Source organism: Paenibacillus sp. J22TS3 (assembly GCF_018403205.1).
Classification (GTDB): Bacteria; Bacillota; Bacilli; order Paenibacillales; family Paenibacillaceae; genus Fontibacillus; species Fontibacillus tuaregi.
Genome location: NZ_BOSF01000007.1, coordinates 215025 through 229291, shown reverse-complemented (window position 1 = coordinate 229291; position 14267 = coordinate 215025). Strand labels below are relative to the sequence as shown.

At 50.5% G+C, this 14267-nt stretch carries 14 protein-coding genes; 11 read left to right on the top strand and 3 right to left on the bottom strand.

Annotated features, from left to right (window positions below; genetic code table 11):
- Positions 1–16: 16 nt before the first annotated feature.
- Entirely contained in the window at positions 17–868 is an 852-nt protein-coding gene (locus tag KJS63_RS20935; protein WP_213620894.1) for a 1,4-dihydroxy-6-naphtoate synthase, read from the bottom strand.
- The gene (locus tag KJS63_RS20930) at positions 865–1551 is read right to left on the bottom strand and encodes a futalosine hydrolase (RefSeq protein WP_213620893.1); all 687 of its coding nucleotides are present in this window, start codon (positions 1549–1551) and stop codon (positions 865–867) included. The genes KJS63_RS20935 and KJS63_RS20930 overlap by 4 nt, the downstream gene beginning before the upstream one ends.
- A gap of 207 nt (positions 1552–1758) precedes the next feature.
- Between KJS63_RS20930 and KJS63_RS20925 the strand changes: the two genes are divergently transcribed.
- Positions 1759–2658, top strand: a complete 900-nt coding sequence (locus tag KJS63_RS20925; protein ID WP_213620892.1) for a DMT family transporter — start codon at positions 1759–1761, stop codon at positions 2656–2658.
- A gap of 140 nt (positions 2659–2798) precedes the next feature.
- Here the strand turns inward: KJS63_RS20925 and KJS63_RS20920 are convergent, their stop codons facing one another.
- Entirely contained in the window at positions 2799–4115 is a 1317-nt protein-coding gene (locus KJS63_RS20920; RefSeq protein ID WP_213620891.1) for an MFS transporter, read from the bottom strand.
- 228 nt (positions 4116–4343) lie between these two features.
- Here KJS63_RS20920 and KJS63_RS20915 point away from each other — a divergent pair, with 228 nt between their 5' ends.
- The 10 genes from KJS63_RS20915 (at position 4344) to KJS63_RS20870 (ending at position 14161) form a co-directional block, all read left to right on the top strand.
- A complete protein-coding gene (locus KJS63_RS20915; protein ID WP_213620890.1) occupies positions 4344–4988 on the top strand; it encodes a TVP38/TMEM64 family protein in 645 nt (214 codons plus the stop codon).
- Between the two features lie 369 nt (positions 4989–5357).
- Positions 5358–6587: a polysaccharide deacetylase family protein gene (locus tag KJS63_RS20910; protein ID WP_213620888.1), complete on the top strand. Its 1230-nt coding sequence runs from the start codon at positions 5358–5360 to the stop codon at positions 6585–6587.
- Between the two features lie 230 nt (positions 6588–6817).
- On the top strand, positions 6818–7870 hold the full coding sequence (locus tag KJS63_RS20905; protein WP_068618809.1) for an ABC transporter ATP-binding protein: 1053 nt from the start codon (positions 6818–6820) through the stop codon (positions 7868–7870).
- Positions 7863–8669 carry an ABC transporter permease gene (locus tag KJS63_RS20900; protein ID WP_213620887.1) on the top strand — a complete coding sequence of 269 codons (807 nt, stop codon included), beginning with the start codon at positions 7863–7865 and terminating at the stop codon, positions 8667–8669. Before KJS63_RS20905 ends, KJS63_RS20900 begins: the two co-directional genes overlap by 8 nt.
- Before the next feature lie 7 nt (positions 8670–8676).
- Entirely contained in the window at positions 8677–9462 is a 786-nt protein-coding gene (locus tag KJS63_RS20895; RefSeq protein WP_068618805.1) for an ABC transporter permease, read from the top strand.
- Between the two features lie 160 nt (positions 9463–9622).
- The gene (locus KJS63_RS20890; protein WP_244862710.1) at positions 9623–10222 is read left to right on the top strand and encodes an acyl-CoA-like ligand-binding transcription factor; all 600 of its coding nucleotides are present in this window, start codon (positions 9623–9625) and stop codon (positions 10220–10222) included.
- 295 nt (positions 10223–10517) lie between these two features.
- On the top strand, positions 10518–11468 hold the full coding sequence (locus tag KJS63_RS20885; protein ID WP_213620886.1) for an alpha/beta hydrolase: 951 nt from the start codon (positions 10518–10520) through the stop codon (positions 11466–11468).
- A gap of 658 nt (positions 11469–12126) precedes the next feature.
- A complete protein-coding gene (locus KJS63_RS20880) occupies positions 12127–13083 on the top strand; it encodes a hypothetical protein (protein ID WP_213620885.1) in 957 nt (318 codons plus the stop codon).
- A gap of 220 nt (positions 13084–13303) precedes the next feature.
- Entirely contained in the window at positions 13304–13600 is a 297-nt protein-coding gene (locus KJS63_RS20875) for a DUF6509 family protein (protein WP_213620884.1), read from the top strand.
- Positions 13601–13621: 21 nt separating this feature from the next.
- On the top strand, positions 13622–14161 hold the full coding sequence (locus KJS63_RS20870) for a hypothetical protein (RefSeq protein WP_213620883.1): 540 nt from the start codon (positions 13622–13624) through the stop codon (positions 14159–14161).
- The last annotated feature ends 106 nt before the right edge of the window (positions 14162–14267 follow it).

The window sequence follows — 14267 nt, the reverse complement described above, 5'->3', positions numbered from 1 at the left end:
CAATCATAGAACCGGGTTACTCGGATGGCCACTGAAGCTTGGCCGGATCGATTCGCGGCACTAATCCTTCATCAGCAGCAAGGCTTAAGAGGTGGCTAACGGCGTTATATCCATCCTCGCCCAGATTGGTGGTGAACTCATTGACGTACAGGCCGATATGGGCCTGAGTGACTTCTGGCGCCATCTCCTGGGCATGGCTTGCGACATAGGAAGCGGATGCTTCCGGGTGTGCCCAGGCATACTGTACTGAAGCGCGAATCCACTCCGCAATGCGGGGCAGGTCCAGGGAGCGGCGGGCGATAATGGCGCCAAGCGGGATCGGAAGACCCGTGGTCTCCTCCCACCAGCTGCCCAGATCTGTCATCAGCGAGAGTCCGTATTCGGGATAGGTAAAACGGGCCTCGTGAATGACCAGTCCAGCATCGATCTGCCCGTCACGGACAGCGGGCATGATCTGGTCGAACGGCATGACTACAATTTCGCCTACACCGCCCGGCACATTCTTGGCGGCCCAGAGACGGAACAGCAGATAAGCGGTGGAGCGTTCACTCGGGACAGCTACCCGGCGGCCGCTAAGTGTAGAGGGCTTGGCAGGCCCGGCTGTGCCGTCCTTTGTCAGCACAAGAGGGCCGCAGCCGCGTCCCAGGGCTCCTCCGCAGGGCAGAAGCGCGTAATCGTCAAGCACCCAGGGCAGTGCGGCGTAAGAGATTTTGAGAATCTCCGGGCCTGTCTTGTCGATCGCCCAATTGTTGGTGATGTCAATATCCGCATACGTAACCTCGAACTCTGGCACATCCGGGATTAGACCGTGGACCAGAGCATGAAAGACAAACGTGTCGTTCGGACACGGGGAGAATGCAATGTTCATTGAAGTACCTCCTGAAGCTTAGTAAAAGCGCTCTCCAGCGCCGCCAGCGCGTCGCCGATCCGCCAGGCGGCACGGTCGCGCGGGCCTACCGCATTTGAGATTCCCCGAATCTCAAGCACGGGAAGGCCCGCCTGCTGCGCCGCAATGGCCACGCCGTAGCCTTCCATGGCTTCGGCGGCGGCGCCAGGGACACGGCCGGCCAAAGCCTCGGCCGTGCCTGCGGTTCCGGTTGCGGTCGTTACCGTCACGATCGGTCCAAGATGGACCGTGACTCCCGCAACCTGCACCGCTTCCGTCCAGCGGGCGGCAAGCTCCGCTGGAACAGCTATGCGGGACGAGCCGAAGCCGAGCTCGTCCACACTGCTGAAGCCGTCCTGGGTTTCTGCGCCCAGGTCGGCCGCAACAATACTGCTGGCCACAACAACCGTTCCCGTGGCCGCCACACCCGGGAAGCCGCCGCCGATTCCGGCGCTGATCACCAGATCATACACGCCGTCAGATTCGGCGAGGATTCTTGCGGTGCTGGCGGCAGCGGCTGCCGAGCCGACTCCGGCCAGCTCTACCGCGAACAGCGTCTGGCCGTTATTCTTCTGCAGTCCCCGAAGGACGGCTTCCTGTTCGGCGGCAACCGCCGTCATGACTAGGACACGCCGGATGGGGGAGACGATGGAATGATTATTCATAGGGAAGTTCTCCTTAATTCGGATGGCGGATACAACGCTATCTATTCAGTGTAAGCCAATTTTCATCAGCCGACAACTCCGGGAAGAATATATCTGTATTGACATAAGGATAGGCGGAAGAGATATAATATGCGAGACCAATACAGAGAGATTACATTGGATAGGGTGCAGCGGGTGGGGGATTCACCTGCTGCAAGATGAGGAGTGATGTTAATTATGTTATCGCGCTCACGAACAGCGCTGCTTTTAGCATTTTTGGTTCTGGTGTGGGGGATCAACTGGCCGCTGTCCAAGCATGCCTTATTGTACTCCCCACCCCTCCTGTTTGCCGGGCTGCGTTTAATTATCGCAGGAGTGCTGCTGCTTATAGTTGCGATTCCGAGGTTCAAGAAGCTCCGGTTCAGGGAGACCTGGCCGCTCTATTTAATCTCATCCTTGTTCAACATCGTGCTTTATTACGGTCTTCAGACCGTCGGGCTTAAATATCTTCCGGCGGGTCTGTTCTCAGCGATTGTTTTCCTTCAGCCGGTGCTGCTGGGAATCTGTGCCTGGCTGTGGCTTGGCGAGAGGATGTATGGCCTCAAGATTGCGGGTCTCGTTCTTGGTTTCCTTGGTGTAGCCGTGATCGGCGGGGGAGGATTGACAGGAAGCTTGTCTCCTGTGGGTGTAAGCCTTGCGCTTGCAAGTGCGGTAAGCTGGACCTTGGGAACAGTATACATGAAGAGGATTACAGACAAGGTGGACGCGATCTGGATTGCAACGCTTCAGATTCTGATCGGCGGCATTGTGCTGCTCGGTTATGGCTTAGTCACCGAGAAATGGTCTGATATTCAGTGGAACACCTCTTTCATCAGTGATATCTTGTTCATCTCGGTTTTTGTGATCGCCATCGGATGGCTGATCTTTTTCAAGCTGGTTGGATCGGGCGAAGCCAGTACCGTAGGGTCCTACACATTTTTAATTCCGGTGATTTCGATCATCTGCAGTGTATTATTTATGAATGAGTCCCTTACCATGAATCTGATTGCCGGGTTTTTTATGATTGTGGGAAGTATCATTCTGGTTAACGCTACCGGTAAACGAAGAGCGAAGCAGTTAACCCGTTAGGCGATCCGTATTTGATGTGAATCATAAAAGGGTGTCAACCGCCAGCTGGCGGTTGACACCCTTTTGTTCTGTGCTTGTTATGGATCTATGAGAAGGCAAATACTGAGGATGCTTCTATGATTTCGTTTGTGAGAATGAAATCAAGCTGCTGCTTTGACAGGACGTGCGGTCCGGTCCCGGAACATGAAGAAATACATTAAGGAAGCGATGATATATAACCCTCCAGTTATGCTGAATGTGTAGGCATATCCCCAATAGGTTCCATGTGTAGTCACAAAATAGGATTGAACCGGTCCCATGGTTGCCCATCCCAGCATAAATGCGGTCTGCATTAACGAGTTGGCCACGCCTCTTCGGCGGTCTGAGACCCTATCGATCATAATCGAGGATTGGATCGGATTGGCCGCATTCATTAGCGCCTGTCTGAACAGAAAGCTGATGGAAGCCACGGCAAGCAAATTGGTGAAGCCGGTCAGCATCAGGAACGGCAGGGATAGCAGCTGGAAGATCACCACGGCCTTCACAGGCCCCACCCGGGCGGCCAGTGAGGGTCCAATCAGCATGGATACGATGGTCATTACCTGACCCAGGGAGATCAGGATACTCATCGCGCTGAGGGATACGGAGAAGCGGTTGGTGAAGTATAAATTAAGATAAGGAACGACGAGGCCCGATCCGAGTCCAATGAGCAGCTGGGCAATGATGAACTGGGAAATGAATTTGAAGTCCTTGGTGCGGCCCTGGGTCCCGATTCCGATTCCCTCTTTAAGCGAAGACCGATCGTCATTCCCGGCTCGTGCTGCATCTGTGCTCTTGGAAGCTGCTGAGGCATCCGGGCTTGCTCCCCGTGGTGACTCCGTGATGAACAACAGGGGAATGACAGCGGCAAATGTAGTGAGGCTGCCGATAAGCAGCACGATCCGGAGACTCACGAGTCTTGTCGCGCCCATAGCTTGAAACAGGTCGGCCAGAAAGCCGCCGCCCATGCTGCCAAATACCTGGGATGCGAGCACTACCGATGAAAAGAAGCTGAACATGCGCAGACGCTGGGCTTTGCTGATGTTCTCCGCGAGAAAAGGAATGGCCAGCACCTGAAAGATGGAAGCGAACAAGCCGACGGCTACGGACAAAGTGATCAGGCTGCTCTCTGATCCTAGAAAAGAGCGGCCGAGGAACAGGATGCCGCTGAACAGGCTTCCAATAATCAAGAGCCGCTTGCGGCTCGACCGGTCCCCGATCAGCCCGATCGGGACGAACATCAGAGCCGTGGCCAAGGATTGGACGCTGACCACTCTCCCGTTCATCGTATCCCCGTACCCGAGGCCCTGGATGTACAGGTTATATAACAGGGAGAACAGCCCGCTGCCGATCTGATAAAATATATTCGCAAGAAAAAACAACCGAATATTACGAGACCAGCTTCGGACTTCAGCGACGGTATTAGGTATGAATTGCACAAAGGTTCCTCCAATTTGCCATTTTCAGTTTGCTGTATGTCATTGGAGACTGAAGAGGACATCAGTCTAAGACTTATTGACCGGTTGATAATTAATAAGATTAATATACCAGAAATAAACGGAGTTTAGGCAACCTTGTGTCAAATTCGGTGAATTCATGACAATGGGGCTTCATTTACGGTATGCTTGCAAGGAAGGCTACGGAATGAGGAGGACGCTTGACGCCCTATGGAAACATCAGAACTATTATCATATATGACAGAAGAGAATCTGACAGGCTGGATTGAGCGGTTCAGAAGTTTAGGCCCACTGCCGGGAATTCTGCTGCCCTTCTTGAAATCATTTGTCCCGCCCCTACCTACGCTTGTAATTGTGGGGGTTAATGCAGCTGTTTACGGAATGTGGCAGGGGTTCATCTATTCCTGGATCGGTATGGTTGCCGGGTGTCTTCTTACTTATCTCATTGTAAGGCGAATCGGGAGTCACCCTTGGCTTGAGAAGCTGGCGAACAAGCCCAAGGTGGCCAAAGCCCGCAAGTGGATCCAGTACAACGGGTTCAGCTATGTGTTTCTGCTGAGTTTATTCCCGGTAGGACCATTTGTGGTCATCAATATTGCCGCCGCATTGTCCGGAATGAAGCTGCGTCCTTTCCTGCTGGCTGTGCTTGTTGGGAAGGGAATCATGACTTTTGCCGTATCCTGGATTGGGGCGGATATCGCAAATTATATGGAACATCCGATGGAGCTGCTGTATATTGTCTTGTTTGTAGTTTTATCGCTTGTCGTTATGAAGAGAATCGAAGCCTGGTTTGCAAGGCAGGAGCAAGCCCGGATAGCAGAGCAGCCTGGAAGACATGGGTTGGATCAGTCCTAGTCAAGGCAGGGACAACTGAATTTCATGGAAAGAGACTGGGGAAGATGGGCTTCCACAGTCTCTTTAATTTTAACATCCCACAAGAAGTTGACCAGATAAGCTCATCGTACCAGTACCCTATTGAGGGCAGAGGTCAGAATCAAGACTGGTCCGTAAGAGGTCCCTTCGTAGGTTGAATTGTAGAAAACATAAGTTGAATTGTAGCAAACATAATAAGTGTCCGAGAAGATGATGAAGTTGAATCCCTATGAAGCGAAGACCCAGAGGCTGCCGTGTATATTGGTTCCTCTCTGACTACCAATTTTGGCTTAAATGGTATAAATTATAATGGTAGTTTAATAGAGAGATGAATCGGAGGAATCAGGTTTTATGTACAAAAAAATTACAGCATGGTGTGCGCTCGTCTTTTGTCTTGTTTTTGCCCAGACCGCTGCGGCGGCAGGAAGTTATACCGCGGTACTCGGAATTAACGATGACCTCGCGCCGTTTCAGCCCGAGATGAAAGAGGGGACCTACTATACACCGGTCAGAGACCTGGCTTCGGCTCTTGGCCTGAAGGTATCAGGAACATCGGAGGAGATTCTCCTGACCGATTCCAATAGCAACACGCTCCTGCTGAAGCCGGCGGAAAGTAAGGCGGTGAAAGCCGACGGCACGGTGCAGGCGGTTAAAATTCCTGTGAGTCAGGGTAAGACTCTGGTCCCGGTTGCTTTAATTGCCAGAGATTTCGGATACATAGTCTCCTATCAGCCGGGAATTAGACTGCTTAGACTGGTTGGTTCCCAGGCCTTGTTGAGTGATCAGGAATTCACGGTGAAGTTTGATGAGGCCGTGGCTCTGAATAAAGCCAAGAATACGCAAACAGAGAAGGAAATCAAGGCGGAGAAGGACCGTGCTGCCCAGCAGGCCAACAAGGGGAAGCAGAGCAAGCCGGTTGACAGTTCTAAGAACGGCCAGGTAAAGAAGCCGGTCAAGCAGACAGCCAAACAACCCGTGTATCTTACCTTTGACGACGGGCCTACGGCACATACCGGACAGCTTTTGAACATACTGAACAAATACGATGCCAAAGCCACCTTTTTCATGTTAGGCAATCATATGGATACTTATTCGGCTGCGGTAAAACGTCTTGTTCAGGAAGGTCATCAGGTTGGCCTGCACGGAATGACTCATGTGAAGAACAAATTCTACAAGTCTCCGGCTTCCGCACTCCAGGAAATGGAGGATGATAATGCTCATCTGTACAAGGCAGCCCAGGTGAAGACCAGCCTGGTCCGTTCACCTTACGGCAGCAAGCCTTATTTGACCCAGTCCTTCCGGGATAAGCTGGTCTCCAAGGGCTATCACATCTGGGATTGGAATGTGGATTCCTTGGACTGGAAGTACAAGAGCAACAGCAAAGCGATTTATAACGGGGTCATGAAGCAGGTTCACGCCCAGCATCAGAAAGGCGCCGCGCCGATTATTTTGATGCATGATCAAGTGGATACGCTAAAAGTGCTTCCAAGCATATTGGCGGCTCTGAAGAAAGAAGGCTACAGCTTTGAGCTGATTACTTCTGATATGACACCTCATAATTTTTGGCATGATGAGCGTTAAGCTTTAAACGTTGCAAAAACAGAGTATGCAGCCCTGGGCGCATACTCTGTTTTTTTATATGAACATGTATATCTTGTCGGCAGCTAATGCAGTGGCAGAAACCAAGATCAGGATGATAGCTTGAATGAAGTGAAAGGCGTGGGAACTCTCCGTGCACAGGGTGTGGTGATTTTCCCGGGATTGCACTATAATTTCATACTGGAACATCTATAGAGAGCGGGTGACGAACTATGTTGGCTATCGAAGTTGAGGATTTAAGGAAAACTTTTAAAGTACAGCGCAGCCGCCAGGGCCTCAAAGGGGCATTCCGGGATTTATTCAAGCGTGAATATCAGGAAGTGGCGGCGGTTAAAGATATCTCTTTTCAAATTCCGCAAGGGGAGATTTGTGGATATATCGGTGAGAATGGGGCAGGCAAATCCACTACGATCAAGATGCTGACCGGGATTCTGGTTCCTACTTCAGGACAAATCTCTGTCGGCGGTTATGTGCCGTATTTGGAGCGGGAGAAATTCGTGCGTAATATCGGAGTGGTATTCGGTCAGCGGAGTCAGCTATGGTGGGATATCGGTGTCATTGAATCCTTCCAGCTGCTCCGGAAAGTATATCAGGTCCCCGAGCAGGAATATAAGAAACGGCTGGACGAGCTGGTTGAACGCCTTCAGCTTCAGGATCTGCTCAGCCGCCCTGTGCGCAAGCTCAGCCTGGGGCAGCGGATGCGCTGCGAGCTGGTGGCGGCGCTGCTGCACAATCCATCCATCGTCTTTCTGGACGAGCCTACGATTGGCTTGGATATTGTTGTGAAATCCGAAATCCGGGATTTCCTGAAGGACATGAACCGGGAGCACGGTACAACAATTCTGCTGACTACGCATGATTTACAGGATATTGAGGCGCTCTGCTCCCGGGTTATCATGCTGGATGATGGAAGCATCATCTATGACGGCGGGCTGGAAGAGCTGAAGACCCGGTGGGGAACAGGACGAGAGGTGCTGTTCCAGTTCGGGCGCAGCACGAAGAAGACGCTGCTGGAATCCTGGACCGGGGACATGCCGGTCAAATGGTCGGCAGAGAATGATCTGAACGCAAAGGTATGGATTCCCCTGGAAATTAACGTGTCGGATGTGCTTGGCCGGGTGGTGGGACAAGCCGATATTACGGATATTAAGATCATTGAGACGAATACGGACGACATTGTCCGCAGCATTTACCAGTCGGGATCTGCGGAGAAGAGCGAAGCGGACTCAGCTGGTTCGGCCAAAGATCAGGTGGCCCATGTCTAGACTCCAGTTCAGCGCTTATTTTGACTTCATCCGCATCCGGTTTCTGACCATGCTCGCATACCGCGTTAATTATTACTCGGGCATTCTGATCTATACACTGAACATCGGGGTGTATTATTTCACCTGGAAAGCGATTTATGGAAGCGGCGGGGAGCTCGGCGGGTTCAACGCAGTGCAGATGACCACCTATATTGCGGTATCCTGGATGGCCCGCGCCTTTTACTTCAACAACCTGGATCGGGAGATCTCTGCGGATATCCGTGACGGAAGCATTGCGATCCAATTCATCCGGCCGTACAACTATATGCTGGTCAAAATGATGCAGGGGCTCGGGGAAGGCATATTCCGGTTCTTCCTGCTGATGATCCCGGGGATGGCCGTTGCCCTGCTGCTGTATCCGATTGAGCTGCCGACGGCCCTGTCTTCATGGGCAGGCTTCCTGGCTATGCTGTTCCTGAGCTTTCTGATTAACTCTCAGCTAAATATCATAACTGGAATTATGGCCTTCTTCGTGGAGAACAACGAAGGGATGATGCGTATGAAGAGGGTCATCGTCGATTTGTTCTCCGGCCTCATCGTGCCGATCAGCCTGTTCCCGGGCTGGCTTGCCAAAGTGCTTGAATTTCTGCCCTTCCAAGCGATCACCTACCTGCCCGGCTCGGTGTTCACCGGCCGCATTCAAGGCGTGGGCATCTGGAACGTGCTGGGGATTCAGCTCATCTGGTTCGTGCTGCTGCTGATCCCGATGATCTGGCTGTACAAGCTTGCCCGGCAGCGTTTGTTCGTTCAAGGAGGTTAATAACGTAATGTACTATTTAGGCCTGATCGGAGAGTATTTGAAGAATTATATGAAATCACGGTTAACCTACCGCGCCGACTTCTGGGTGGAGGTCATATCGGATTTGCTGTTCCAGGCGACCAATCTGATCTTTATTTTTGTCATCTTTATGCATACGAAGAGCCTGGGGGGCTGGAGCGAGAACGAAGTGGTTTTTGTGTACGGGTTCTTTATGGTTCCCTACGGAGTTTTCAGCTGTTTCATTAACCTGTGGGGATTCAGTGAACGGTATATTGTAAAAGGGGAGATGGACCGGATCATGACCCGTCCGGCTCACAATCTGTTTCAGATTTTCCTCGAAAATGTCGATCCGCCAGCACTGGTTGGATCGGTCATTGGCATCATCATTATGCTCATCAGCGGCACTAATCTGGGTCTTGGCCTAGAGTGGTGGACGATTCCAGCTATGATCATCCTGACCTTAAGCGCGGTGGCGATCTATACAGGGATTTACACGACGCTAACTTCGCTGTCCTTTTACTCGGATGCGCCAACGGGGATTCTGCCTCTGATGTACAATATCCAGGGCTATGGGCGCTACCCGGTCACGATTTACAACCGGGCGATTCAGGTTCTGCTGACCTGGATTATGCCGTTTGCCTTTGTGGGCATCTACCCGGCGTCTTTGTTCTTGCAGCGGGAAGAGATGCAGCGGATGGCGTATATAACTCCTGTCATGGGTGCCATATTTCTGGCTATTGGACTGACTGCTTGGAATTACGGGGTTAAGAAGTACAGAGGAGCCGGATCTTGATGGCCTGGATAATCTCTGATCCGCAATTGTAAGCTCATAATATCTGGCCGTTCCTATGGAGGAGCGGCTTTTCTTTAGGGATCAAATTGACACTTAATATAAAATAACATAAACTATCAAAAGTTATTAGGTACATATTAATCTTGGGGAGTGAGCCAGATTGACTTCAGGTAATCAACAGGTTATGGGACTTCGGGAACGAAAAAAGGCTAAAACGATGGCCTCGATTCAGAAGCACGCGCTCCGTTTGTTTCGTGAGCAGGGATACAATGAAACTACGGTTGAACAGATCGCGGAGGCGGCTGAAATTTCGCCTAGTACGTTCTTCCGTTACTTCGCGACCAAGGAGGAAGTGGTAGTCCGTGACAACTACGATCCACTGCTTGTCACTTCCTTTGAAGCCCAGCCTGAAGAGTACAGTCCCCTTCAGGCCATAAAGAATGCCATGTGCGGCGCTGTATCCCAATTCTCTGAGGAGGAGCTTGCCGCAATCCGGGAGCGTAATCAGCTGATTTTGGGCATACCTGAGCTTCGGGCAGCTATGATTGGGAATATGACCCAGACAATGGAGCTGGTCGCGGGCTTATTGGCGAAGCGTTCTGGGCGAAGTGAGGATGATTTTGCGGTTAGAACGATGGCCGGCGCGATCGTTGGCGTCAATATTTCGGCGATGATGCAGTACGCCGAGAAGCCGGAGACGAGCTTTGTCAAGCTGTTGGATGAGGCCCTGACCAGCCTGGAGACCGGGCTTCATCTGTAATCAGATGAGCGTAAATAAAATTAGGTATGTTAATCTCAAAGAACCCGGCGGCAAGGCTGCTGCCGGGTTCTTTCTGTTCGCGGAATTAGGGCAGTGACAAGCCATGCCTGCCTTTCATTTGCCATATCTCCTCCGTTGATGGGAGATTGCGCAAGTTTGGTGACTTAAGGATTGAGATTATAGGCACTTTAATTCGTTTAATAAAAAGTAGGTTCTGTATAAGCTTGAGAGCACCAAGGGAGTTTAAGGAAGAGTCTGAATTCAGCTAACTATCATATGAAATGAGGTAACCAATATGAACAATAAAGTAAAGCTGGAGCCGGCAGCAGAGAAATTTGTGAAGGATACCGCGAATCCGCCCTTCTTGTTCGATCTGGGTCCCGAGAAAGGAAGGGAGCAGGTGAATCAGGTACAGTCCGCGGAAATTGAGAAGCCCCCGGTCAAGGTGGAGGACCTGGAGATTCAAGCAGGACCTGGAGGCAAGCTCTCCCTTCGGATCGTCCGGCCTATTGATGCGCCTGATAATCTTCCAGTAATTGTATACATCCATGGCGCGGGATGGGTGTTCGGCAATGCCCATACCCATGATCTGCTGATCCGCCGGTTGGCGGTTGAAGCCGGGGCAGCCATCGTGTTCCCGGAGTACAGCTTGTCACCGGAAGCCAAATACCCAACGGCAATCGAGGAGATTTACGCGGCAGTAGAGTGGGTGGCGGCTGAAGGACGGGAGCACGGGCTTGATCCGGATACACTTACGGTGGCTGGCGACAGTGTGGGCGGCAATATGACAGCCGCCATTACCCTAATGGCCAAAGAGCGGAGCGGGCCATCCATCAGGCAGCAGCTGCTCTTTTATCCGGTGACGGATGCTTCCTTCGATACGGATTCGTATCATCAGTTCGCTGAGGGGTATTTCCTTAGAAGAGACGGAATGCAATGGTTCTGGGATCAATATATTCCGGACCAGGAGCAGAGAAAGGAGATTACGGCCTCCCCGCTGCAGGCTACCACGGAGCAGTTGAAGGGGCTGCCTAGGGCACTGATCATTACGGGAGAAGCGGATGTGCTTAGAGATGAAGGAGAAGCCTATGCCGCCAAGCTCAGAGAAGCAGGTGTGAAAGTCACTGCGGTCAGATTCCAGGGCATCATCCATGACTTCGTTATGCTTCATGCCTTGGCGGAGACAGAGGCGGCCAAGGGCGCCATTACTTTGGCCGGGGCCTGGCTGAAGGAAGGGTTCAGATAAGTGTTTAAAGAGTGATACTAAAGTGAGGGGGGGCTGTGCCCTCCTTTTTCATTTTAAGCAGCTCACATTTCTTACCCCAGTAATCCATATTTAATAGGTGAAAAGAGTGCACGTTTGTATGGAGGACGCCAGCAATGGGTTGATGGGTGACTATGAAGAATTTAACTTTTAGCTTTTCGATGGATTAAACGGATAAGAAAATCCATGAGTAGTCCAATCAAGAAGAAGGAAGCAAAATGCATCATATATGCAGGAAACAGAACTCTAATCGCTGCGCTGTCGGCAGCTGAAGTTGCGTTATCGAAATCAAAAATCCAGTGTCGGAATGGCTCCGTATATACAATTGAATTCAGAAGTGGGTTCAACCCGATAAGAAGAATGTTCTTGTCGTCATTTCCCAAATAGTTATTTAAGCATATTAAAATGCTTATTACCGAGAACCAAAATGAAGCTTTCTTAAAAGGCAAGAATAATACCACCCTTCGCGGTTTCCCATATTGTACCATGTGGTTTGATTTTGTTCAGTAACAATATCTCTGAAGGGCCCGTATAAAGCAATCCAAAAAACGGGCCCGAAACTCGCCCGGATGATTGAAACCTTTTGCTTCAGAATGCGTCTGACAGTTAGGATTAATTTGGAGCTTCAGGAGGAGAGAGAATGAGTAATAAACATGTTAGTTCAATAACCAAAGCTTGTCTCGCAATAGGCTTGTCCGCAGCGGTTACGGTTGGTGCAGTTGGGGCTTCCCTGGTTTCGGTAAACCCGGCATCCGCAGCTGGCTCAAAGACCGCGGTGACCGTTTCGCCGACCGATGTATACCAGACTTTTGAATCTTATATTAAGAAATCATCCAAGCTTGCTCAGGCAAGACAGTATTTGATCAAAAATATCGGCAAGGTTAGTCCTGCTCGGGCGACCACTATGGTGCTTCATCTGGAGAATGCCCAGAAAGCTCAGCTGGAGTCAGTAAGTGAGAAATTTTATCCTTCAGATGTGCAGAAAGTACTGGATTCCGCTTACCGGAAGAAGAAGGACCTGAGCTACACGGCGCTCCTTGGACAAATTAAGGATTCCAAGACACGCAAGTTGCTTGTGGAAGCCCGGGACAAGGGATATAAGGTGGGCACAGGTGAAGGCATGTATTTCCTAACGATGGATTATGCCGGTTTCAAGCAATTTGGGCGGCATGTAACCAATGATATTGCCGCTTATATTGACATTATGGCTGAAGAGACAAACAAACCGGCATTGTCGGATGCGGCGGTTGTCATCAGTTGGAGTGAGCTGATCAAGCGTGGACTGGCTATGGAGAGCTTTGTGAGCAAGTACCCGGGCTCGAACAGGGCTAAAGCTGTTGCCCTGGCTTATAACGGAATAAAGTTTAATATCTTCTACGGTTCAAGCAATACTCCTGTGTATAAGGAGAACAGCAAGAACGAATACACTACATTGAAGCCTGAGATCCGCAAAGCCTATGAAGCGGCTGTGAAGCAGGGAACGAAGAGCAGCAAGCTGCTGGCTTCCATCGGGCATGTGCTGGAAATGCTTAAGGAATCGGATGGACTGTGGACTAAGGAATTGGATCGTTATCTTAAGAAGCAGGTTGGCGAATAACTGTAATGGCCGTAAAGGTCTTTATAACTTGATGAATCATAGGCTTGAGTGGACGGTGTCCGCTCAAGCCCTTTTTACAATTCCGAATATCCTGGACACCCTGAGCTTTGCGCCCGGAAGCCTGGTATAATAACATAGACTATGAAATTTACCTGAAGCGGGGATGATGATTATCCTCTTATGGTAATAGATCAGCCGTGGATTGGAAAGGATGTAGAACATGGATAATATCACAGAGTACAGTGTGGAACAAGTTAAAGACCCTTTTGGGATTCTGCCAGGGAAACGTTATGAATTTATCATGGATATCCAGGTGGATGAGGACGATGAGCTCTACTCTGAGCATGGGATATATTTGAGAGTGATTTATGGCGTCGAAGAGAGTACACAGGGGATCGTCAATTACCATATTCATGAACGGGTAACGGATAAGTATCTGGATTTTGATCTGGAAGACGATGAGCTTGCCGAGGTTGAAGCCTTTTGCAGGGAGCATTATAACGAAGCAGATAACTAATCGATAAGGGCGGTGGTCAATATGAGCAGGAACAACATCTCTGTACCTTTTGGGTATGAGCCGCCGGTGGAGACGAGAAAAGGCACTCTGATCTACTATGATACTTTTGAACACGTTTCCGAGCAGGAGCTTGATCTTGCAGCAGACGTTTCCATGAAATTGAACTTCGTCAAGCTGGTGCTGTACCCCTTGCATGAAGAAACTGTGCGAAGAATGAGCAAAGAACCTGTTGCCTCCTACCATAAACGGGAGAAGCAGCTGATAGATTGGAAGAACTCTTCCGGTAGACAGGGCGTCGTACTTGAGACATTGGAAGGGAAGCGGAAGAAGTATACCCCTCTCGAGGCAGCTCTCCGGCATTTAATCGAGAAATATGCCGCACCTTTCTTCCTGTATGTTACACCCGAGACGGCTAACCAGATTGCAAGCTATTCCTCTTTCGAGGAATGGATTGTCAAGCTTCGGCTGCTATTAACAGCAGCGCCAGCCCATCCGCATCCCAGACTTGAAAAGTACCGTCACCGCTGGAAGACACTTGAAGAGGCTCTTACAGAACAATAAACAAACTAAGGAACAGCGGGAGATTACACATCTCCCAGCTGTTTTTTTTGTTGGAAAAACCGGACTTGGGCAGGAGTTGTTCTACGTCTGAAGGATGAGATTATAT